Source organism: Janthinobacterium sp., assembly GCF_009923995.1.
In the GTDB taxonomy this organism is placed as follows: domain Bacteria; phylum Pseudomonadota; class Gammaproteobacteria; order Burkholderiales; family Burkholderiaceae_D; genus Janthinobacterium.
In genome coordinates, this window is the sequence record NZ_RFSK01000082.1 from 1 (window position 1) to 19,831 (window position 19,831).

34 protein-coding genes and 1 pseudogene are annotated in these 19,831 nt (G+C 56.9%); 34 read left to right on the plus strand and 1 reads right to left on the minus strand.

Features of this window, described 5'->3' with window-relative positions; all coding sequences use genetic code 11:
- The 3 genes and pseudogenes from EBS11_RS25650 to EBS11_RS25660 all read left to right on the plus strand — a co-directional run.
- Positions 1-151, plus strand: a pseudogene (locus tag EBS11_RS25650) (elongation factor Tu); the annotation flags it as partial.
- Positions 152-330: 179 nt separating this feature from the next.
- Complete coding sequence (gene rpsJ, locus EBS11_RS25655) at positions 331-648, plus strand: 30S ribosomal protein S10 (RefSeq protein ID WP_038497056.1); 318 nt, start codon at positions 331-333, stop codon at positions 646-648.
- Between the two features lie 268 nt (positions 649-916).
- On the plus strand, positions 917-1,762 hold the full coding sequence (locus EBS11_RS25660; RefSeq protein WP_290607848.1) for a DUF817 domain-containing protein: 846 nt from the start codon (positions 917-919) through the stop codon (positions 1,760-1,762).
- A gap of 57 nt (positions 1,763-1,819) precedes the next feature.
- On the opposite strand, the gene EBS11_RS25665 is transcribed toward EBS11_RS25660, so the two are convergent.
- Positions 1,820-2,386, minus strand: a complete 567-nt coding sequence (locus EBS11_RS25665) for a tetratricopeptide repeat protein (RefSeq protein ID WP_290607850.1) — start codon at positions 2,384-2,386, stop codon at positions 1,820-1,822.
- A gap of 186 nt (positions 2,387-2,572) precedes the next feature.
- On the opposite strand from EBS11_RS25665, the gene creB reads away from it, so the two are divergent.
- The 31 genes from creB to rpsD all read left to right on the plus strand — a co-directional run bounded on the left by creB (position 2,573) and on the right by rpsD (position 19,792).
- The gene (creB, locus tag EBS11_RS25670; protein ID WP_290607852.1) at positions 2,573-3,304 is read left to right on the plus strand and encodes a two-component system response regulator CreB; all 732 of its coding nucleotides are present in this window, start codon (positions 2,573-2,575) and stop codon (positions 3,302-3,304) included.
- Complete coding sequence (creC, locus tag EBS11_RS25675; protein WP_290607854.1) at positions 3,301-4,722, plus strand: two-component system sensor histidine kinase CreC; 1,422 nt, start codon at positions 3,301-3,303, stop codon at positions 4,720-4,722. The genes creB and creC overlap by 4 nt, the downstream gene beginning before the upstream one ends.
- Before the next feature lie 91 nt (positions 4,723-4,813).
- Complete coding sequence (gene creD / locus EBS11_RS25680) at positions 4,814-6,229, plus strand: cell envelope integrity protein CreD (RefSeq protein ID WP_290607856.1); 1,416 nt, start codon at positions 4,814-4,816, stop codon at positions 6,227-6,229.
- Between the two features lie 256 nt (positions 6,230-6,485).
- The gene (locus EBS11_RS25685) at positions 6,486-6,674 is read left to right on the plus strand and encodes a hypothetical protein (protein WP_290607858.1); all 189 of its coding nucleotides are present in this window, start codon (positions 6,486-6,488) and stop codon (positions 6,672-6,674) included.
- 87 nt (positions 6,675-6,761) lie between these two features.
- Positions 6,762-6,950: a hypothetical protein gene (locus EBS11_RS25690; protein WP_290607860.1), complete on the plus strand. Its 189-nt coding sequence runs from the start codon at positions 6,762-6,764 to the stop codon at positions 6,948-6,950.
- Between the two features lie 347 nt (positions 6,951-7,297).
- Positions 7,298-7,954, plus strand: a complete 657-nt coding sequence (gene rplC, locus EBS11_RS25695) for a 50S ribosomal protein L3 (protein ID WP_092802121.1) — start codon at positions 7,298-7,300, stop codon at positions 7,952-7,954.
- A gap of 3 nt (positions 7,955-7,957) precedes the next feature.
- On the plus strand, positions 7,958-8,578 hold the full coding sequence (rplD, locus tag EBS11_RS25700; RefSeq protein ID WP_034753197.1) for a 50S ribosomal protein L4: 621 nt from the start codon (positions 7,958-7,960) through the stop codon (positions 8,576-8,578).
- A complete protein-coding gene (rplW, locus tag EBS11_RS25705) occupies positions 8,575-8,892 on the plus strand; it encodes a 50S ribosomal protein L23 (protein WP_010394398.1) in 318 nt (105 codons plus the stop codon). The genes rplD and rplW overlap by 4 nt, the downstream gene beginning before the upstream one ends.
- On the plus strand, positions 8,892-9,719 hold the full coding sequence (gene rplB, locus EBS11_RS25710) for a 50S ribosomal protein L2 (RefSeq protein ID WP_034753198.1): 828 nt from the start codon (positions 8,892-8,894) through the stop codon (positions 9,717-9,719). Before rplW ends, rplB begins: the two co-directional genes overlap by 1 nt.
- A gap of 10 nt (positions 9,720-9,729) precedes the next feature.
- On the plus strand, positions 9,730-10,005 hold the full coding sequence (gene rpsS, locus EBS11_RS25715; RefSeq protein ID WP_008444295.1) for a 30S ribosomal protein S19: 276 nt from the start codon (positions 9,730-9,732) through the stop codon (positions 10,003-10,005).
- Positions 10,002-10,334, plus strand: coding sequence for a 50S ribosomal protein L22 (gene rplV / locus EBS11_RS25720; RefSeq protein WP_170840583.1), 333 nt, complete (start codon positions 10,002-10,004; stop codon positions 10,332-10,334). Before rpsS ends, rplV begins: the two co-directional genes overlap by 4 nt.
- Before the next feature lie 9 nt (positions 10,335-10,343).
- Complete coding sequence (gene rpsC / locus EBS11_RS25725) at positions 10,344-11,159, plus strand: 30S ribosomal protein S3 (protein WP_071325663.1); 816 nt, start codon at positions 10,344-10,346, stop codon at positions 11,157-11,159.
- Between the two features lie 2 nt (positions 11,160-11,161).
- Positions 11,162-11,581, plus strand: a complete 420-nt coding sequence (gene rplP, locus EBS11_RS25730; protein ID WP_038497037.1) for a 50S ribosomal protein L16 — start codon at positions 11,162-11,164, stop codon at positions 11,579-11,581.
- 12 nt (positions 11,582-11,593) lie between these two features.
- A complete protein-coding gene (gene rpmC, locus EBS11_RS25735) occupies positions 11,594-11,785 on the plus strand; it encodes a 50S ribosomal protein L29 (protein ID WP_010394412.1) in 192 nt (63 codons plus the stop codon).
- Positions 11,782-12,054: a 30S ribosomal protein S17 gene (gene rpsQ, locus EBS11_RS25740; RefSeq protein ID WP_010394415.1), complete on the plus strand. Its 273-nt coding sequence runs from the start codon at positions 11,782-11,784 to the stop codon at positions 12,052-12,054. Before rpmC ends, rpsQ begins: the two co-directional genes overlap by 4 nt.
- A 253-nt stretch (positions 12,055-12,307) precedes the next feature.
- Positions 12,308-12,676 (plus strand): 50S ribosomal protein L14, encoded by a 369-nt coding sequence (gene rplN, locus EBS11_RS25745; protein ID WP_008444317.1) that lies wholly within the window; start codon positions 12,308-12,310, stop codon positions 12,674-12,676.
- A gap of 9 nt (positions 12,677-12,685) precedes the next feature.
- A complete protein-coding gene (rplX, locus tag EBS11_RS25750; RefSeq protein ID WP_010394419.1) occupies positions 12,686-13,000 on the plus strand; it encodes a 50S ribosomal protein L24 in 315 nt (104 codons plus the stop codon).
- A gap of 6 nt (positions 13,001-13,006) precedes the next feature.
- Positions 13,007-13,546: a 50S ribosomal protein L5 gene (rplE, locus tag EBS11_RS25755; RefSeq protein WP_010394421.1), complete on the plus strand. Its 540-nt coding sequence runs from the start codon at positions 13,007-13,009 to the stop codon at positions 13,544-13,546.
- A gap of 4 nt (positions 13,547-13,550) precedes the next feature.
- Positions 13,551-13,856: a 30S ribosomal protein S14 gene (gene rpsN / locus EBS11_RS25760; protein ID WP_131375588.1), complete on the plus strand. Its 306-nt coding sequence runs from the start codon at positions 13,551-13,553 to the stop codon at positions 13,854-13,856.
- A gap of 14 nt (positions 13,857-13,870) precedes the next feature.
- Positions 13,871-14,266: a 30S ribosomal protein S8 gene (gene rpsH / locus EBS11_RS25765; protein ID WP_071325662.1), complete on the plus strand. Its 396-nt coding sequence runs from the start codon at positions 13,871-13,873 to the stop codon at positions 14,264-14,266.
- Positions 14,267-14,276: 10 nt separating this feature from the next.
- On the plus strand, positions 14,277-14,810 hold the full coding sequence (gene rplF / locus EBS11_RS25770; protein ID WP_071325661.1) for a 50S ribosomal protein L6: 534 nt from the start codon (positions 14,277-14,279) through the stop codon (positions 14,808-14,810).
- Between the two features lie 13 nt (positions 14,811-14,823).
- On the plus strand, positions 14,824-15,186 hold the full coding sequence (gene rplR / locus EBS11_RS25775; RefSeq protein WP_010394431.1) for a 50S ribosomal protein L18: 363 nt from the start codon (positions 14,824-14,826) through the stop codon (positions 15,184-15,186).
- 9 nt (positions 15,187-15,195) lie between these two features.
- The gene (gene rpsE / locus EBS11_RS25780; RefSeq protein WP_010394433.1) at positions 15,196-15,714 is read left to right on the plus strand and encodes a 30S ribosomal protein S5; all 519 of its coding nucleotides are present in this window, start codon (positions 15,196-15,198) and stop codon (positions 15,712-15,714) included.
- A 10-nt stretch (positions 15,715-15,724) separates the two neighbouring features.
- Complete coding sequence (gene rpmD, locus EBS11_RS25785; RefSeq protein ID WP_010394435.1) at positions 15,725-15,904, plus strand: 50S ribosomal protein L30; 180 nt, start codon at positions 15,725-15,727, stop codon at positions 15,902-15,904.
- 30 nt (positions 15,905-15,934) lie between these two features.
- Positions 15,935-16,366 carry a 50S ribosomal protein L15 gene (gene rplO / locus EBS11_RS25790; RefSeq protein WP_034753211.1) on the plus strand — a complete coding sequence of 144 codons (432 nt, stop codon included), beginning with the start codon at positions 15,935-15,937 and terminating at the stop codon, positions 16,364-16,366.
- Positions 16,367-16,398: 32 nt separating this feature from the next.
- Positions 16,399-17,715 (plus strand): preprotein translocase subunit SecY, encoded by a 1,317-nt coding sequence (gene secY, locus EBS11_RS25795; RefSeq protein ID WP_290607884.1) that lies wholly within the window; start codon positions 16,399-16,401, stop codon positions 17,713-17,715.
- 18 nt (positions 17,716-17,733) lie between these two features.
- Complete coding sequence (gene infA, locus EBS11_RS25800) at positions 17,734-17,952, plus strand: translation initiation factor IF-1 (protein ID WP_005663428.1); 219 nt, start codon at positions 17,734-17,736, stop codon at positions 17,950-17,952.
- A gap of 42 nt (positions 17,953-17,994) precedes the next feature.
- Positions 17,995-18,108, plus strand: a complete 114-nt coding sequence (rpmJ, locus tag EBS11_RS25805; RefSeq protein WP_010394471.1) for a 50S ribosomal protein L36 — start codon at positions 17,995-17,997, stop codon at positions 18,106-18,108.
- A gap of 14 nt (positions 18,109-18,122) precedes the next feature.
- On the plus strand, positions 18,123-18,488 hold the full coding sequence (gene rpsM, locus EBS11_RS25810; RefSeq protein WP_046681666.1) for a 30S ribosomal protein S13: 366 nt from the start codon (positions 18,123-18,125) through the stop codon (positions 18,486-18,488).
- A 17-nt stretch (positions 18,489-18,505) separates the two neighbouring features.
- Complete coding sequence (gene rpsK, locus EBS11_RS25815) at positions 18,506-18,910, plus strand: 30S ribosomal protein S11 (protein WP_010394475.1); 405 nt, start codon at positions 18,506-18,508, stop codon at positions 18,908-18,910.
- 258 nt (positions 18,911-19,168) lie between these two features.
- Entirely contained in the window at positions 19,169-19,792 is a 624-nt protein-coding gene (rpsD, locus tag EBS11_RS25820) for a 30S ribosomal protein S4 (protein WP_071325659.1), read from the plus strand.
- Positions 19,793-19,831: the final 39 nt, after the last annotated feature.

The following is a 19,831-nucleotide window of genomic DNA, read 5'->3' on the forward strand; positions in this document are numbered from 1 at the left end:
AGCAGACAAAGAAATGGTTATGCCAGGCGATAACGTGTCGATCACCGTCAAGCTGATCAACCCGATCGCGATGGAAGAAGGTCTGCGCTTCGCTATCCGCGAAGGCGGCCGTACCGTCGGCGCTGGTGTTGTTGCAAAAATCCTGGCTTAATTCTTAAGCCTGCATAAAAGAAGACGCGTCGTCGCCCGGCGCCCTTCTTTTTATTCAACTGCCGGGGTTGGCAAGCATTTTGGTGCTATCATGTCGACCCTGACGGTTGTTGCGTCAGAAATTCCCGTGTTACCTCATTGCCGTGCAGACCGCGCGGTTCGTTCTTTTAAGGAAATACCATGTCGACACCAAACCAAAAAATCCGTATCCGCCTGAAGGCTTTCGATTACAAACTGATCGACCAGTCCGCTCTGGAAATCGTTGAAACCGCGAAGCGTACCGGCGCTGTCGTCAAAGGCCCAGTACCACTGCCTACCCGTATTCAACGTTTCGATGTGCTGCGTTCCCCGCACGTCAACAAAACTTCGCGCGATCAGTTCGAGATCCGTACGCACCAACGCCTGATGGACATCGTTGATCCAACGGACAAAACCGTTGACGCGCTGATGAAGCTGGACCTGCCAGCTGGTGTTGATGTTGAAATCAAACTGCAATAATCGTTTTTAAGAAGGCTGGCGGGGTGTCCCGCTGCCTGATGATGGGGCCGGGCCTGCTCACGACCGTGAGCGCGCCTGGCCCCATTGCTATTGGCGAGCGCATTCTGCCCGCACCGCTCGTTCTTTCTGCTCCATCCCATCCTGCTTACCAGTGCGTTTTACCGCCGCCGATATTGCCGATGTGCGCTGGTCCCCCTCGACTGGCGCTGTCAGGCGCACGTGTGCAATTGTGCTTTACAGCGCCGCGGCCGGTCGCTACAGTCACTGCATGCTCAATGCCCTCGACGCCCACCTGTTAAATACGACGCCACGTCAGCGTTTGCGCGGCTGGCCGCGCTTTCTGACCGAGTTCCTGTACTTCGGCATCAAGGAGGCGAGGTCGTGCCTGTTCGTGGGACTGTTTTTCGCCGCCGTTTTCCTGGTGCCGCGCGCCGGCCTGTTCGGCCTGCCGCGCTACGACGTGCTGCTGCTGGCGGCGCTGGCGATTCAGGGCGCCATGGTCTGGCGCGGACTGGAGACGTGGGATGAGCTGAAAGCCATCTGCCTGTTCCATGTCGTCGGCTTCGCACTGGAAGTGTTCAAGGTGTCGGGTGGCATCCAGTCGTGGAGCTACCCCGACTTTGCCTATACCAAGGTGTTCGGCGTGCCCTTGTTTTCCGGCTTCATGTATGCGGCCGTCGGTAGCTACATCATCCAGACCTGGCGCCTGCTCGACATGCGGATTCGCCACCATCCGCCGTACTGGATGGCGGTGCTGATCGCGCTGCTGATTTATGCCAACTTCTTCACGCATCACTACATCGGTGACTATCGCTGGTACCTGGCTGCCTGCGCGCTGGGCTTGTATGCGCGCGCCACCGTGGTGTTCCGCCCGCTCGACCGCGACCGCAGCATGCCCTTGCTGCTGGGTTTCGTGCTGGTCGGTTTCTTTATCTGGCTGGCTGAAAACATCAGCACCTTCTGGGGCGTGTGGCGCTATCCGAACCAGCTTGGCGCCTGGTCGGCGGTGCATGTCAGTAAATGGAGCTCGTGGTCGTTGCTGGTGGTGATGACCTTCACCATCATCGCCCATCTCAAGCACATCAAGGCCAGCATTCACGTCGCCCAGCCTTAAGCCCGGTTCCGGCGCGGCCCCGCGGCGAACCGGGGGCGCCGGAAACGTGCGTCGCGCTTACTGCAGGCCGGCTGCCACCGCCGCGAAGCGCTGGCCCAGTGCCGCTTGCGGGCCGCCCTGCAACTGTTTGGCGTACTGCTGCAGCACCTGCGCCGCATAGCCGCGCGCGGCAGGCGACAGCTTCGGCAGCAGGGGCAGGGCGCGCTCCAGGTAGCCGCTGCCCTCTTGCCATTTGCCCTGCGCCGACAGTGCCGAGGCCAGTTCCACCAGGCGCCGTCCGACGCGCGCATCGCTGCGCGGCTGTGCCGCTTCCTCGGTGGCCAGCGCTTGCCGGTAGAGTGCCTCCGCCTCCGCATTCTTGCCTTGCAGGCGCTTGATGCGTCCCAGGTTGTACTGGCGCTGCGAGAGGATTTCCGCGCTGGCGCCGGCCTGTTCTGCCGCCCGCAGCGCCTGCACGCAGGCCAGTTCCGCCTCGCCCAGCTGGCCCTTGAGCTCGGCCGCATTGCAGGCGTCGTGCTGTTCGTTGGAAGTGGCGATGAGCGAGGCCGGTGTCGTGCAGGCGGTCAGCAGGCTGACCGCGCAGAGCAGGGCGATGCCGTGGTATTTGATGGTAAGGGGCTTCATAGTCTCCTCGTACGGGTGTGGAACACGGTGTATCAGTGGAGTCATGCATGATAAATATACCACCAGTTTTTCAGGCTGGGCGGCCTTTTGCCGGCCCCTCCTTGGTGCTCACCGCACGCGCGTGATTGACGCCGCTCGCTTGCTTCAGGGATACTCCGGCTCTCTCCCTCCATGCCCGATGCCGCCATGTCCAAGACTATCCTGATTGTGGAAGATGAACGGGCGATTGCCGACAGCATCGCGTATGCCCTGCGCACGGATGGCTTCACGCCGCTCCACGTGATGCTGGGCGAGCAGGCGCTGGCCGCAATGCGTCCAGGTCCTGGCGAAGCCGCGTCATTGCCCGCTCTGGTGGTGCTCGACGTCGGACTGCCGGACATGAGCGGCCTGGAAACGTGCCGCAGGCTGCGCCAGTTTTCCGACGTGCCGGTGATCTTCCTGACCGCCCGCAGCGATGAAATCGACCGCATCGTGGGCCTGGAAATCGGCGCCGATGATTACGTCACCAAGCCGTTTTCTCCGCGTGAACTGGTGGCGCGCATCCGCGTCATCCTGCGCCGCTCGGGTGCCGCGCAAGCCCCTCGCGAGACTGGCATGACGATAGCTGCTGGCACCGCCGAGCCTGCGCCGGCGCGTTTCGAGCTGCGCGCGCTGGAGGCGCGGGTGCTGTTCCATGGCCAGTCCCTGGCGTTGACGCGGTACGAATATTTGCTGCTGAAAACCCTGCTCGAGCATCCCGGCCACGTGCTGTCGCGCGCCCAGCTGATGGAGCGCGTGTGGAGTGGGGCGCCCGATACGCTCGACCGCACCGTCGATGCGCACGTCAAATCGCTGCGCGCCAAGCTGCGCGCCGTCGATGCGCACAGCGATCCCATTCACACCCACCGTGGCCTCGGCTACAGCCTGGCCCGCGCATGAGAATCGGCCTGCGCATCCTGCTCGGCTATTTCCTGATCGTCGGCCTGGCCGCATGGTTCCTACTGAACGTATTCATGGAGCAGGTCAAGCCCGGCGTGCGCTCGACGCTGGAAGACACGCTGGTCGATACCTCGCAGCTGCTGGCAAATCTGGTGGCGCCCGACCTGCGCGCCGGCACACTGGCGACCTCGCCCATGGTGGCGCGCATGCAGGATTACGCGCGTCATGGCGTCGACATCAACATCAATGGCGTGCGCAAGCAGACCCTCGATTACCGCATTTATATTACGGACCGGCGTGGCATCGTGCTGTTCGATTCCAGCGGGCGCGACGTGGGGCGCGACTATTCGCGCTGGAACGACGTCTACCTGACCGTGCAGGGCAAGTATGGCGCGCGCAGCACGCGCAGCCGGCCCGACGACGAGACGTCGACCGTGATGCACGTGGCCGCCCCCATTCGCGACGGCAATGAGGTCATCGGCGTGCTGACGGTGGCCAAGCCCAATGCCAGCGTGCAAGCCTTCGTCGAACGCAGCCAGCGCAAGATCCTGCAGCGGGGCGCCGTACTGCTGCTCCTGTCCCTGCTGATCGGCCTGGCCTTTGCCTGGTGGCTGCACCATGCGCTGGGCAAACTGATGCGCTATATCGGCGAGGTGGAGGCGGGGCGCAAGGTGGCCCTGCCGGCGCTGGGCAAAAATGAGTTCGGCACCCTGGGGCGGGCGCTCGAAGCGATGCGTATCCGCCTCGAAGGCAAGGAATATGTGGAGCAGCTGATGCACACCCTGGCGCATGAATTGAAAAGCCCGATCGCCGCCATCCAGGCGTCGGCCGAACTGCTGCAGGAAGGCATGCCGCCTGCCGAGCGACACCAGTTTCTCGCCAGTATCCTCGAGCAGAACGCGCGCCAGCGGCAGCTGATCGACAAGCTGCTGGCCCTGGTCCGCGTGGAAAAGCAGCAGCGTCTCGACCATCCGGAACGCCTCGCACTGGCGCCGCTGCTGGCGCAGGTGGCGCAGGATGCGGCCGCCACCCTGGCGGCGCGCGAGGTGCGCCTGCGGCTCGATGCCGAGGACCTGGCCGTGGCCGGCGACGCCTTGCTGCTGCGCCAGGCCTTGGGTAATCTGCTCGACAATGCGGCCGGCTTCGCCCCGCCAGGCAGCTGCATCAATCTGACCGCGCGGCGCCAAGGCGACCAGGTGGCAATCACCGTGCGCGATCGCGGCGCAGGCATCCCCGCGTATGCGCTTGAGCGCGTCTTCGAGCGCTTCTATTCCCTGCCGCGACCGGCGGCCGGCAAGAGCACGGGCCTGGGCCTGCCTTTCGTGCGGGAGGTGGCTGCCTTGCATGGTGGTACGGTCGAGGTGAGCAACCATGCAGAAGGCGGCGCCTGCGCCTGCCTGTGGCTGCCGCTGGCGTAGTCGCGCTGCATTTTTTTGGCGACTTCACACGCAGCGCATATTCAGCGCATATGCCTTTTTTACACTGGCGTCCTTACTTCAAGGATGCGCCATGCAAAAAACTTTATTCGTCAAAGCGTTGATCGTGTTTGGCCTGATGCTGCTGATCGGCCTGCCGTTGCTGATGGTCCAGGAAACGATCAAGGAGCGGATGGAATTCCGCCAGGAAGCCGTCAACAGCATCGCTGCCGATTCGGTGCGCGAACAAACCGTCATCGGACCCATACTCGTGGTGCCTTACACGGAGCAGTACGACGAGCGCGTGGAAGTGGCCAAGGGCGATGACAAGGCCCAGGAGGCGAAAGCTGTCGTGCGTACGGAGCTGCTGCGCCGCACGGTGCAGCGCCGTCTGCTCGTCTACCCGAACAGCCTGTTAATCAGTGGCAACATCGAGGCGGACCGCCGTTACCGCGGCATCCACCAGGTACTCGTCTACAGTGGCCAGCATGCATTCAAGGGTGACTTTACGGTACCGGCCAGCACGCAGTTGCCGCGCAAGTCGCCGGATTCGCGCGTGACCCTGGGCGAGCCTTTTGTTGCCCTGTCGATCGAGGACGTGCGCGGCATCCGCAATATCCCGAAAATCGACTGGGGCGGACGGGAGATCGAATTCGAGCAGGGCACTGACCTGTTCGCCTTTCGCAGCGGGCTGCACGCGCCGCTGGGCGCAATGCCGCTGGCGCAAGCGCAACAGGTGAAATTCAGCTTTGCCCTGGGCCTGGACGGCATCGAGCGCCTGCATGTCGTGCCGGTGGCAAAGAACAACCAGATCACCATCAAGTCGAACTGGCCCCATCCGCAGTTTGGCGGGCGCTTCCTGCCGTCGCCGAAGTATCGCCAAATCAACGCCGATGGTTTCCAGGTCGAGTGGGATATCTCCTCGCTGGCCACCAATGCGCAAACGCAGCTGAGCACGATCGAGGGCGAGTTCAAGGTGCCCGACAGCGCGCCACTGGGCCAGGTGGATCGCTTCAACGTGGGCTTCATCGAACCGATCAACGTGTATTCGCAATCGGACCGCGCCACCAAGTATGGTTTGCTGTTCGTGGCGCTGACCTTCGCCGCCTTCTTCATCTTCGAAATCCTGAAGAGCCTGCCGATCCACCCGGTGCAGTATCTGCTGGTGGGCCTGTCGCTGGTGATCTTCTTCCTGCTGCTGGTGGGCCTGGCCGAGCATGTCGCCTTCCTCGCCGCTTATCTGATCGCCAGCGCCGCCTGTATCGTGCTGACCAGTTTTTACCTGGTGCACGTGCTGCGCGACACCTGGCGCGGCATCGGCTTCGGCGTGGCCCTGACGCTGCTGTATGGCGCCCTGTACGGCTTGCTGAGTTCGGAAAACAATGCGCTGGTCATGGGCAGCATGCTGCTGTTCGCGGTGCTGGCGGCCATCATGGTGGCGACGCGCAAGGTCGATTGGTATCAGATTGGTAAAGGCGGTGCGCAGGAAGAGGGCGAGCCGTCCCGATGATCGGCTTGCCGGAGACTGGCCCCGGGGTAATCCGGGGCTGGCCTGGCGTATCGCCGGCGTAACAATGCCGGGCGCATAAACATATCTGATTTCTGCATAAATTGGTGTTTTGTTGGTATTGTTTACGGTATTCTATTGGTGTTACTTTTTTGGTAATGGCGAGCGCAGCACGGCTTGCCGGGGCGAGGTGCCGATGGCGCCGCGGCCCTGCCGGTTCTTCCATCGTATTCGTATATCAACCAAGCGGAGACGTACCATGATCAAGAAAACCACGGCTTTCCTGTTTGCTCTCGGCCTGAGCGCTTCCTACGCATTCGCCGCGGGCGACGTGTCGCAGTGCTATATGGACTGTGCGCAAAAGGTCGCCAATTGCCAAGCGCACCTTGGCGGCAGCCCCATCTGCACGGACCTGTACGACCACTGCCTGGCCAATTGCCAGAAATAAGGCGGGGCAGTGACGGCCTTGCCCGGATGCGCGGGACCGTCCCCATGCTGCCTGTGCCGTAAAACCTACTTCCTATTGGAGACATGCATGTACAAGAAAATCGCCGTATTTCTGTTTGCCATCGGCTGCAGCGCATCGTATGCGATGGCCGGCAATGACTGCACGCTGGAGTGCGCCACCCGGGCCAACACATGCTCGGGCGGCATGCCCGGCGGCGCTTCCAGTCCTATCTGCGAGATGATCTACAAGCATTGTATCGAGCAGTGCAAGGTCTGAGCTGACGGGCGCCCGCAGGGGCGCCATGCCTGATGGACGAGGCAGGAAGGGCGCGTACGTGGCGTACGCGCCCTTGTTGTTTCCGCCGACGCCAGCGCCGGCCGCCAGGGCGCATGCAGCCGTGCTTTGGCGGCCTTGCGTTGCTGGGCGGAAGTATTTTTCAGGCGCGCCGACAACTCCCGCAGGGGCGTCGCGCAACACTTTGACATACCTCGTGTTAACTTGTTGCGTCAAGGGTTTTTGTGCTATATACTAGCCGGCTTCGGTATGGATTCGTCTTTTTTGAGTCCTACGTTACTTTGTAGTTAAACAAGCCCCGCCCAATCGCAGGTGGGAATGGAGAAAAAATGAGCCTAGGCCTTCTCGGTCGCAAGGTTGGTATGATGCGCATTTTCACGGATGAAGGGGATTCGATTCCTGTCACCGTGCTGGACGTATCGAACAACCGTGTTGCGCAAATCAAAACCCCTGAAACAGATGGTTACTCCGCTGTTCAGGTCGCATTCGGTCAACGTCGCGCTTCCCGCGTGACCAAAGCTGTTGCTGGTCATCACGCTAAAGCTGGTGTTGAAGCCGGTACTCTGTTGAAAGAGTTCCGCGTTGACGCTGCTAAAGCCGCTGAACTGAAAGCTGGCGAAGTTATCGCTGCTTCCCTGTTCGAAGTCGGTCAAAAGATCGACGTGCAAGGCGTTACCATCGGTAAAGGCTATGCAGGCGTTATCAAACGTTACCACTTCGCTTCCGGCCGTCAAACGCACGGTAACTCGCGTTCGCATAACGTTCCAGGTTCCATCGGTATGGCACAAGATCCAGGTCGCGTTTTCCCTGGTAAGCGCATGACCGGTCATCTGGGTGACGTTAACCGTACGATCCAGAACCTCGTGATCGCCCGTATCGATGCCGACCGTCAGCTGTTGCTGGTCAAAGGCGCGATTCCAGGTGCGAAAAATGGCCAGGTAGTTGTCTCGCCAGCCATCAAAACCAAAGCCAAGAAGGGAGCTTAAACGATGGAACTCAAGCTTCTGAATGCGCAAGGTCAAGCCGCCTCGAACGTTGCTGCAGCCGATACGATTTTCGGCCGTGACTACAATGAAGCGCTGATCCACCAAGTCGTCATCGCTTATCAAGCGAATGCACGTAGTGGTAACCGCAAGCAAAAAGACCGTGAAGAAGTTCACCACACGACGAAAAAGCCATGGCGCCAAAAAGGTACCGGCCGCGCTCGTGCTGGTATGTCGTCGTCGCCACTGTGGCGCGGCGGTGGTCGGATTTTCCCGAACTCGCCTGACGAAAACTTCACCCACAAAGTGAACAAAAAAATGTATCGCGCAGGTATCTGCTCGATCCTGTCGCAGCTGGCTCGCGAAGAACGCCTGATCGTCATCGACGATCTGACGATCGACGCGCCAAAAACCAAGCTGTTGTCGCAAAAATTGAACGGCCTGGGCTTTGATTCGGTTCTGATCATCACCGACGTTCTGAACGAAAACCTGGAACTGGCATCGCGCAACCTGCCTAACGTACTCGTCGTTGAGCCACGTCACGCAGACCCGATGTCCCTGGTGTTCTACAAGAAGATCTTGGTCACCAAAGCTGCACTGGCTAAGATTGAGGAGATGCTGGCATGAGCGCGATTTTGAAACATAGCGAAGAACGCTTGATGAAGGTGCTGTTGGCGCCGGTCATTTCCGAAAAGGCCACCATGGTCGCGGAAAAGAACGAGCAAATTGTATTCCGCGTACTGCCGGATGCAACCAAGCCTGAGATCAAGGCAGCGGTCGAACTGCTGTTCAAGGTTGAAGTTCTGTCCGTGCAAACTGCAAACCGCGAAGGTAAGCAAAAACGCACCGGCAAGTTCAACGGTCGTCGTAACCATACCAAGCGTGCTTTCGTGTGCCTGAAACCTGGCCAGGAAATCAACTTCTCCGAGGAGGCTGCATAATGGCACTCGTTAAGATGAAACCAACCTCGCCAGGCCGTCGCGGCATGGTAAAGGTGGTGAATGCCGACCTGTACAAAGGTCGTCCGTTCGCTGCCCTGGTTGAAAAGAAATCCAAGACCGCTGGTCGTAACAACAACGGTCACATCACCACCCGTCATATCGGTGGTGGTCACAAGCAACACTATCGCCTGATCGACTTCAAGCGCACCAAAGATGGTATTCCAGCGAAAGTGGAACGTATCGAATACGATCCAAACCGCACCGCGAATATCGCTCTGCTGTGCTACGCCGACGGCGAGCGTCACTACATCATCGCAACCAAAGGCATGGCCGTTGGCGACAGCGTGATGAACGGTTCGGAAGCACCGATCAAATCGGGTAACTGCTTGCCAATCCGTAACATCCCAGTCGGTACCGTGATGCATTGCGTCGAAATGCTGCCAGGTAAAGGTGCTCAAATGGCACGTACCGCCGGCGCCGGCGTCGTGCTGATGGCTCGTGAAGGTACCTATGCTCAAGTGCGTCTGCGCTCGGGTGAAGTACGTCGCGTGCACATCGAGTGCCGTGCTACCGTTGGCGAAGTCGGCAATGCCGAGCACAGCCTGCGTAAAATCGGTAAAGCTGGTGCGATGCGCTGGCGCGGTGTTCGTCCTACCGTTCGCGGTGTGGTCATGAACCCGGTCGATCACCCGCACGGTGGTGGTGAAGGTAAAACAGCAGCTGGTCGTCATCCAGTTTCGCCTTGGGGCCAACAGACTAAAGGTAAGAAGACACGCAGCAACAAGCGTACTACTTCCATGATCGTCTCGCGCCGCGGCAAGAAATAAGGGGTAGCACATGACACGTTCATTGAAAAAAGGGCCGTTCTGTGACGCCCACCTGGTGAAAAAAGTTGAAGCCGCGCAAGCAGCCAAAGACAAAAAGCCAATCAAAACCTGGTCGCGTCGTTCGACAATCATGCCTGACTTTATCGGCCTGACGATCGCGGTACATAACGGCAAGCTGCACGTGCCGGTTTATGTTTCCGAAAACATGGTTGGTCACAAGCTCGGCGAATTCGCACTGACCCGTACGTTCAAGGGCCATGCAGCTGACAAAAAGGCTAAGAAATAATGGAAACTAAAGCTATCCTCAAAGGTGTGCGCCTGTCGGACCAAAAGGGCCGCCTGGTTGCTGACCTGATCCGTGGCAAGAAAGTTGACGCTGCACTCAACATCTTGCAATTCAGCCCGAAAAAAGGTGCTGCGATCATCAAGCGCGTTCTGGAATCCGCTATTGCGAATGCCGAGCACAATGATGGCGCGGACATCGACGAATTGTTCGTGAAAACGATCTACGTCGAAAAGGGCCCCGTCCTGAAGCGCTTCACCGCGCGTGCAAAAGGCCGTGGCGACCGTATTTCGAAACAATCCTGTCACGTTTACGTGACTGTCGGTAACTAAGGAGCCACGATGGGTCAGAAAATTCATCCAACCGGTTTCCGTCTGGCGGTCACCCGTAACTGGGCTTCGCGCTGGTATGCAGGCAACGGCAATTTCGCTGCCATGCTGAACGAAGACTTGAAAGCACGTGCTTACCTGAAAAAGAAACTGAAGAACGCTTCCGTTGGCCGCATCGTTATCGAGCGCCCAGCCAAGAACGCGCGCTTCACGATCTACAGCTCGCGCCCAGGCGTGGTCATTGGTAAAAAAGGCGAAGACATCGAAGTACTGAAGTCCGCGCTGACCAAGATCATGGGCGTGCCTGTTCACGTGAACATCGAAGAAATCCGCAAGCCAGAAATCGACTCGCAACTGATCGCCGATTCGATCGCTCAGCAGCTGGAAAAACGGATCATGTTCCGCCGCGCCATGAAGCGCGCAATGCAAAATGCAATGCGCCTGGGTGCTCTCGGTATCAAGATCATGTCGTCCGGCCGTCTGAACGGTATCGAAATCGCACGTAAAGAGTGGTACCGCGAAGGCCGCGTGCCTCTGCATACCCTGCGCGCCGATATCGACTACGGTACCAGCGAAGCGTCGACCACCTACGGCATCATCGGCGTCAAGGTGTGGGTATACAAAGGTGACCGCGCGCCTAACGGCGATGCACCAGTCATCGATACTCCAGCTGACGAGAAGAAGAGCCGCGGTCCACGCCGTGACGATGGCAAGCCAGCCGGCCGCCCACGTCCAGCGGGTGCGAAACCATCCACAGCACCAGGTGCTGCTCGTGTGCGCGCCGCTAAACCGGCCGCCGCTGCACCAGCTGAGAAAGCAGGAGAATAATCATGCTGCAACCAGCACGCAGAAAGTATCGTAAAGAGCAGAAAGGCCGTAACACCGGTATTTCGCACAGCCGCGGCACCGCCGTGTCGTTTGGCGAATTCGGTCTGAAGGCAGTTGCGCGCGGTCGTATCACTGCGCGTCAAATTGAAGCGGCGCGTCGTGCAATGACGCGTCACATCAAGCGCGGCGGCCGTATCTGGATCCGTATTTTCCCGGACAAACCGATTTCGAACAAACCGGCTGAAGTCCGTATGGGTAACGGTAAAGGTAATCCTGAGTACTACGTCGCTGAAATTCAGCCAGGCAAAGTACTGTACGAAATGGATGGCGTTGATGAAGCGCTGGCACGGGAAGCTTTCCGTCTTGCCGCCGCTAAACTGCCACTGGCTACGACGTTTGTCGTACGTCAAGTCGGCCAATAATTGGAGTTGTATATGAAAGCATCTGAACTCCGCGGCAAGGACCAGCCGGCTCTGCAAAAAGAGCTGAATGATCTGTTGAAGGCACAGTTCGGCCTGCGTATGCAAATCGCTACGCAACAGCTGAGCAACACTTCGCAGCTCAAGAAGGTACGCCGCGATATCGCGCGTGTGAAGACGGTAATGAATCTGAAGGAAGCCAAATGAACGAACCAGTGAAACAGTCGCTCAAGCGCACGCTGATCGGTAAAGTGGTTTCGGACAAGATGGACAAGACCGTTACCGTTCTGATCGAGCGCCACGTAAAACATCCTTTGTATGGCAAGATCATCATGCGTTCGAACAAGTATCACGCGCATGACGAGACCAACCAAGTCAAGGCCGGTGACACGGTCGAGATCCAGGAAGGTCGCCCGATCTCCAAAACGAAGGCATGGACGGTGACACGTGTGGTTCAAGCCGCACCAACCGTTTAAATAAAAACCACCGTTTCGGCGGTGGGTTTTAATTAGTACTTGCAGGCCCGCAAATTGTATGTAATACTTGCGGGCTTCGTTCATGTAACGCCGCAAAGTGTCTGGCCACAGACAGTAGCATTCGCGGTCAGTTGATGTATGAAGGTCATGCACCCAAACAGTGAAGCCCAGCAGGGCGGCTCTGGCGGGACCAAGACTGACCGTGGGTCTACATTGTGTGGATTCTTCGGCTTAAGTTGGGAAAGAGAATACTATGATTCAAACTGAAAGCCGGCTCGAAGTGGCTGACAATACCGGTGCCAAAGAAGTAATGTGCATCAAGGTATTGGGCGGCTCCAAGCGCCGTTATGCTGGCATTGGCGATGTGATCAAGGTAACCGTTAAGGTTGCTGCGCCACGTGGCCGTGTCAAAAAAGGTGAAATTTATAACGCCGTGGTTGTGCGCACCGCTAAAGGTGTTCGCCGCCAAGACGGTTCCCTGGTGAAGTTCGACGGCAACGCCGCCGTTCTGTTGAACGCCAAGCTGGAACCGATCGGTACCCGTATTTTTGGACCTGTCACGCGCGAACTGCGCACTGAGAAGTTCATGAAAATCGTGTCCCTGGCACCGGAAGTCCTGTAAGGAGTCGTAATGGATAAGATTCGTAAAAACGACGAAGTCATCGTTCTGACCGGGAAAGACAAGGGCAAACGTGGTGTGGTACAGCAGCGTATCGATGCTGAACATATCGTGGTTGACGGCATTAACATCGCTAAAAAAGCGACTAAGCCAAACCCGATGACTGGCGTAACTGGTGGTATCGTCGATAAGACCATGCCAATTCACGTGTCCAACGTTGCATTGTTTAATGCAGCGACTGGCAAGGCAGATCGCGTGGGTTTCAAAGAAGTGGATGGCAAAAAAGTCCGCGTCTTTAAATCCTCCGGCGAAGTAGTGAAGGCTTAAGAAATCATGGCACGTCTCCAAGAATTCTATAAAGAAAAAGTCGTTGCCGACCTGACCAGCAAGTTTGGTTACAAGTCGGTAATGGAAGTTCCACGCCTGACCAAGATCACCCTGAACATGGGTGTTGGTGAGGCCATCGCGGATAAAAAAGTTCTCGAGCACGCTGTTGCTGACTTGACCAAGATCGCCGGCCAGAAGCCAGTGACCACCAAGTCGCGCAAAGCTATCGCAGGCTTCAAAATCCGTGAAGGTTATCCGATCGGTACGATGGTCACCCTGCGCGGCGCTCGCATGTACGAGTTCCTGGATCGCTTCATTACCGTGGCTCTGCCGCGCGTACGCGATTTCCGTGGTGTGAACGGCCGTGCATTTGATGGTCGTGGTAACTACAACATCGGTGTCAAGGAACAGATCATCTTCCCTGAGATCGAGTACGACAAGATTGACGCGTTGCGCGGTATGAATATCAGCATCACGACAACCGCTAAGACCGACGATGAAGCCAAAGCGCTCCTCGCCGCCTTTAAATTCCCGTTCAGAAACTGAGATCATGGCAAAATTGGCACTGATTAACCGTGAGCAAAAGCGTGTAGACCTGGCTGCGAAATTCGCCGTCAAACGCGCTGAGCTGAAGGCCATCGTTGATGACCAGTCGAAATCGGAAGAAGAGCGTTACGAAGCGCGCTTGAAATTGCAAGCGCTGCCACGTAACTCGAATCCGACGCGTCAACGTAACCGTTGCGCAATCACCGGTCGTCCGCGCGGCACATTCCGTAAATTCGGTCTGGGTCGTATCAAGCTCCGTGAATTCGCCATGCGTGGTGAAATTCCGGGTATGACAAAAGCAAGCTGGTAATAGGAGAATATGCAATGAGTATGAGCGATCCTATCGCCGATATGCTGACCCGCATTCGCAACGCCCAAGGCGTGCAAAAAACGACCGTGGCCATGCCATCGTCGAAAGTCAAAATTGCGATTGCCAACGTCCTGAAGGACGAGGGTTACATTGAAGATTTCGCTGTTGCCGAAGCTGGTGGCAAGGCGGAACTGAAGATCGGTTTGAAGTATTATGTTGGCCGTCCCGTTATTGAGCGCTTGGAGCGCGTGTCCCGTCCGGGTCTGCGCGTCTACAAGGGTAAAGACGAGATCCCTGTTGTGATGAATGGCTTGGGTGTGGCGATCGTGTCGACTCCGCAAGGCGTCATGACTGACCGCAAAGCACGCGCTACCGGTGTCGGCGGCGAAGTTATTTGCTACGTGGCTTAAGGAGTTACACATGTCTCGAGTAGCTAAAATGCCTATCGTAGTGCCAGCTGGCGCCGAAGTCGCCATCTCCGCACAAGCGATCACCGTAAAAGGCCCGCTGGGCGTGCTTTCCCAAGCCCTCACCGGCCTGGTCAAAGTAGAAAACAATGCAGGAACCCTGAGTTTCGACGTGGCGAATGACAGCCGCGAAGCCAATGCCATGTCCGGCACGCTGCGCGCACTGGTCAACAACATGGTTGTTGGCGTCACCAAGGGTTTCGAGAAAAAGCTGAACCTGGTAGGCGTGGGTTACAAGGCGCAAGCTCAAGGCGACAAGCTGAATCTGTCCCTGGGTTTCTCGCACCCTGTAGTGCATGACATGCCAGCCGGCGTTACCTGCGCAACACCAACCCCGACCGAGATCCTGATCAAAGGTATCGACCGTCAACAGGTTGGCCAGGTAGCCGCTGAAGTTCGTGCTTACCGCGCTCCTGAGCCTTATAAAGGCAAGGGCGTTCGCTATGCGGACGAAGTGGTTAAGCTTAAAGAAACCAAGAAGAAGTAATTAGGGGCTGACGATGGATAAGAAAGAATCACGGCTTCGCCGCGGACGCCAAACCCGCATCAAGATTGCGGAATTGAAAGTAAATCGCTTGTCGGTGCATCGCACCAACCTGCACATTTACGCCAACCTGATCAGCCCGGACGCTAAAGTCCTGGTTTCGGCCTCGACGGCTGAAGCGGAAGTACGCGCTGAACTGGCAGGCCAATCCGGCAAAGGCGGCAATGCCGCTGCTGCAGCCTTGATCGGCAAGCGCGTCGCTGAAAAAGCGTTGAAAGCAGGAATTACCGAAGTTGCGTTCGACCGCTCCGGTTTCCGTTACCACGGCCGTGTGAAAGCGTTGGCAGAAGCCGCACGCGAAGCCGGTCTGAAGTTCTAAGGATCAATCATGGCAAAAATGCAAGCAAAAATGCAAAGCGACAAGCCGGATGATGGCATGCGCGAAAAAATGATCGCGATCAACCGCGTGACCAAAGTGGTCAAGGGTGGTCGTATCATGGGTTTCGCCGCGCTGACCGTAGTTGGTGATGGCGATGGCCGCGTCGGCATGGGCAAGGGCAAATCGAAAGAAGTGCCAGTTGGCGTGCAGAAGGCAATGGAAGAAGCCCGTCGCAACCTGATCAAAGTACCGCTCAAAAACGGCACCTTGCATCACACGGTTGTTGGTCGTCACGGCGCCTCCAAGGTCCTGATGAACCCAGCTAAGCCTGGTACTGGCGTTATCGCTGGTGGCGCAATGCGCGCTATCTTCGAAGTGATGGGCGTGACGGACGTGGTGGCGAAATCCACCGGTTCGAACAACCCATACAACCTGGTACGCGCTACGCTGGACGGCCTGTCGAAAATGAGCACTGCTTCCGATATCGCTGCCAAGCGCGGCAAGTCGGTCGAAGACATTCTGGCTTAAGGTGGACAAAATGACAAACACAGTCAAAGTGCAATTGGTCAAGGGCTTGATCGGTACGCGCGAATCGCATCGCGCTACCGTGCGCGGTCTGGGTCTGCGTCGTGTAAATTCGGTTTCCGAATTGCAAGACACCCCATCCGTACGCGGCATGATCAATAAAGTATCGTATCTCGTTAAAGTTGTCGGGTAAGCCTTCGGGCTTACACGAACGGAGCAAATCATGGAATTGAATACTATTGCACCAGCCGAAGGCGCTAAGCACTACAAGCGTCGCGTCGGTCGCGGTATCGGCTCCGGCCTGGGTAAAACCTCGGGTCGTGGTCACAAAGGTCAGAAATCGCGTTCGGGCGGCTTTCATAAAGTCGGTTTCGAAGGCGGTCAGATGCCTCTGCAACGCCGTCTGCCTAAGCGCGGTTTCAAATCGATGCACGCAACCTTCAAAGCTGAAGTGCGCCTGTCCGATCTGAACAACCTGGCTGTTGGCGATGTCGACATTCTGGTCTTGAAGCAAGCTGGCGTTCTGGGCGTGTTGGCCCGTGACGTGCGCGTGATCTTGTCCGGCGAAATCACCAAAGCGGTGAATTTGAAGGGCTTGAAAGTGTCCGCTGGCGCGAAAGCAGCCATCGAAGCAGCCGGCGGCTCGGTAGCCTGAGTTGACCGCTAACAGCTTGATCGGAGCGAAAATTGGCGACTAATCCACAACTTGCTAAAAGTGCAGCGGCCGGTTTCCCTTGGGGACGGCTCTGGTTTTTGCTTGGCGCATTGGTGGTTTATCGTATCGGTGCTCACGTCCCGGTTCCCGGGATTGACCCGACACAATTAGCCTCGCTGTTCAAGGAGCACGAAGGCGGCGTCCTGGGCATGTTCAACATGTTCTCGGGCGGTGCCTTGTCTCGTTTTACAGTGTTTGCGCTGGGTATCATGCCTTATATCTCGGCCTCGATCATCATGCAATTGCTGTCGATCGTGTCACCGCAGATGGAAGCGTTGAAAAAAGAAGGCGAAGCAGGTCGTCGCAAGATCACCCAGTACACCCGGTATTTCACGGTGGCCCTGGCACTGTTCCAAGCGTTAGGCATTGCAGTCGCACTGGAGTCGCAAGCTGGTCTGGTGTTGGAGCCTGGTCTTGCATTCCGCTTCGTGACGGTCGTCACTTTGTTGACCGGAACAATGTTTTTGATGTGGTTGGGTGAGCAAATTACCGAGCGTGGCTTGGGGAATGGCATCTCGATCATCATTTTTGCCGGGATTGCAGCCGGTCTGCCGTCGGCGTTGGGTGGCTTGTTCACTCAGGTGTCGAATGGTTCGATCAGCAGCTTCAGCGCGATTTTCATCGTGATCCTGGTAGCACTGGTAACGTACTTCGTCGTATTCGTCGAACGCGGTCAGCGCAAAATATTGGTCAATTACGCGAAGCGCCAGGTAGGCAACAAGATTTATGGCGGTCAAACCAGCCATTTGCCGTTGAAGCTGAACATGGCCTTTGCTTCTTCGATCATCTTGTTCCCGGCCACTATCGTGGACTGGTTTTCAAAGGGCGCCGACAACGCTAACCCTGCGGTGCGGTTCTTGAAAGATTTGGCAGCATCGATGGGGCCTGGTGAGCCTATCCATGCGCTGTTGTACGCAGTGGCGATCGTGTTTTTCTGTTTCTTCTATACAGCGCTGGTGTTTAACAGCAAGGAAACAGCGGATAACTTGAAGAAAAGCGGTGCGTTCATTCCCGGGATTCGTCCAGGCGAGCAGACAGCCCGTTACATCGACAAGATCCTGACACGCTTGACACTTGCCGGCGCAGTCTACATCACCCTGGTGTGTTTATTGCCGGAATTTATGCAAGCCCAGTGGAAGGTACCATTCTATTTCGGCGGTACTTCTTTATTGATTATTGTAGTTGTCACCATGGATTTCATGGCGCAAGTACAGAACTACGTGATGTCGCAGCAATATGATTCGCTGCTGCGCAAAGCAAATTTCAAGGGCGGAATTCCGACGCGTTAAGCGCGGTAAACATACCGAATGGCAAAAGACGACGTCATACAGATGCAGGGCGAGATTCTTGAGAATCTCCCAAATGCAACATTTCGAGTGAAGCTGGAGAACGGACACGTGGTGCTCGGGCATATTTCAGGTAAAATGCGGATGAATTATATTCGCATTCTCCCTGGAGACAAGGTGACGGTGGAGTTGACGCCGTACGACCTGAGCCGAGCCCGCATTGTGTTCCGTACCAAGTAACACACTGAATCAAACCAAAGAAGCGAAAGAAAGAGCCCAAAAATGAAAGTTCTCGCATCAGTCAAGCGGATCTGCCGCAACTGCAAGATCATCAAGCGCAAAGGCGTAGTCCGCGTTATCTGCGTGGAACCACGTCACAAGCAGCGTCAAGGTTAATCGAGGAATAACAAATGGCACGTATTGCAGGGGTTAATATCCCAAATCATCAGCATACCGTTATCGGCCTGACGGCCATCTACGGTGTGGGCCGTCCACGCGCAGAGAAAATCTGTGCATCGACCGGTGTAGCAACCAACAAAAAGATCAAAGATCTGGATGACAGCGAACTGGAAAAGCTGCGCGATGAAGTAGGTAAATTCATCGTCGAAGGCGATCTGCGTCGTGAACTGTCCATGAACATCAAGCGTTTGATGGATCTGGGTTGCTACCGCGGCATGCGTCATCGTAAGGGTCTGCCTTGCCGTGGCCAGCGTACGCGTACGAACGCACGTACCCGCAAGGGACCGCGTAAAGCCGCTCAATCGCTGAAAAAATAATCCGCTAGGGAATAATTATGGCTAAGTCGCAAAATAACGCCGCATCAGCACGCGTGCGTAAAAAAGTTAAAAAGAACGTCGCTGAAGGCATCGCACATGTCCACGCATCGTTCAATAACACCATCATTACCATCACCGATCGTCAAGGCAATGCCTTGTCGTGGGCTACCTCCGGCGGTGCAGGCTTCAAGGGTTCGCGTAAATCGACCCCATTCGCAGCGCAGGTCGCCGCGGAAGCCGCTGGTAAAGTGGCTGTTGAGTGTGGCGTGAAGAACCTGGAAGTACGTATCAAGGGCCCAGGTCCTGGTCGTGAATCCGCCGTTCGCGCGCTGAACAACCTGGGCATCAAGATCACCGAGATCCAGGACGTGACGCCGGTACCGCACAACGGTTGCCGTCCACCGAAACGTCGTCGTATCTAAGATAGTGTTGCAGAGGGCGCTTCGGCGCCAGCTGCTTTGCTGTCTGTTGTAACTCAGTACAGTTGTGTGAAAACGCTGGAGCAGGGAGCCGGAAACGGTTATACTGCCCGGCTGTTCTTGCCTGTCAAATCCTGTTTGACGGGTTTTTCGTTTTCAGCCACCGTCTGATTGAAACCAAATCAGACTAGCGCCTAACCGCATCAGTGTGTTTGATCATGCATGTGGCTGGGGCGTTATCATTTAAAAAAAGGAAGTATCGTGGCACGTTATATCGGACCTAAAGCAAAACTTTCCCGCCGTGAAGGTACAGACCTGTTCCTGAAGAGCGCACGTCGCTCGCTGGACAGCAAGTGCAAACTGGACGTCAAGCCAGGCCAGCACGGTGTCAAATCCGGCGCCCGCACCTCGGACTACGGTAACCAACTGCGCGAAAAGCAAAAAGTCAAGCGCATGTACGGCGTGCTGGAACGTCAATTCCGCCGCTACTTCGCTGAAGCAGACCGTCGTAAAGGCAACACCGGCGAAACGCTGTTGAAGTTGCTGGAAACGCGTCTGGACAACGTTTGCTACCGCATGGGCTTTGGCTCGACCCGCGCTGAAGCGCGTCAACTGGTCAGCCACAAAGCGTTCACCGTGAACGGTATCGTTGTGAACATCGCTTCGTACGCAGTTAAAGTTGGTGACATCATCGCTGTTCGTGAAAAATCGAAAAAGCAAGTGCGTATCGTTGAAGCACTGTCGCTGGCTGAACAAGTTGGTATGCCTAGCTGGGTTTCGGTTGATGCCAAGAAAATGGAAGGTACCTTCAAGTCCCTGCCAGAGCGTAACGAAATCGCTAACGACGTCAACGAATCGCTGATCGTCGAGCTGTACTCGCGTTAATAGTAGTTAGCACCACCTCCGCCCACTCGATCGAGTGGG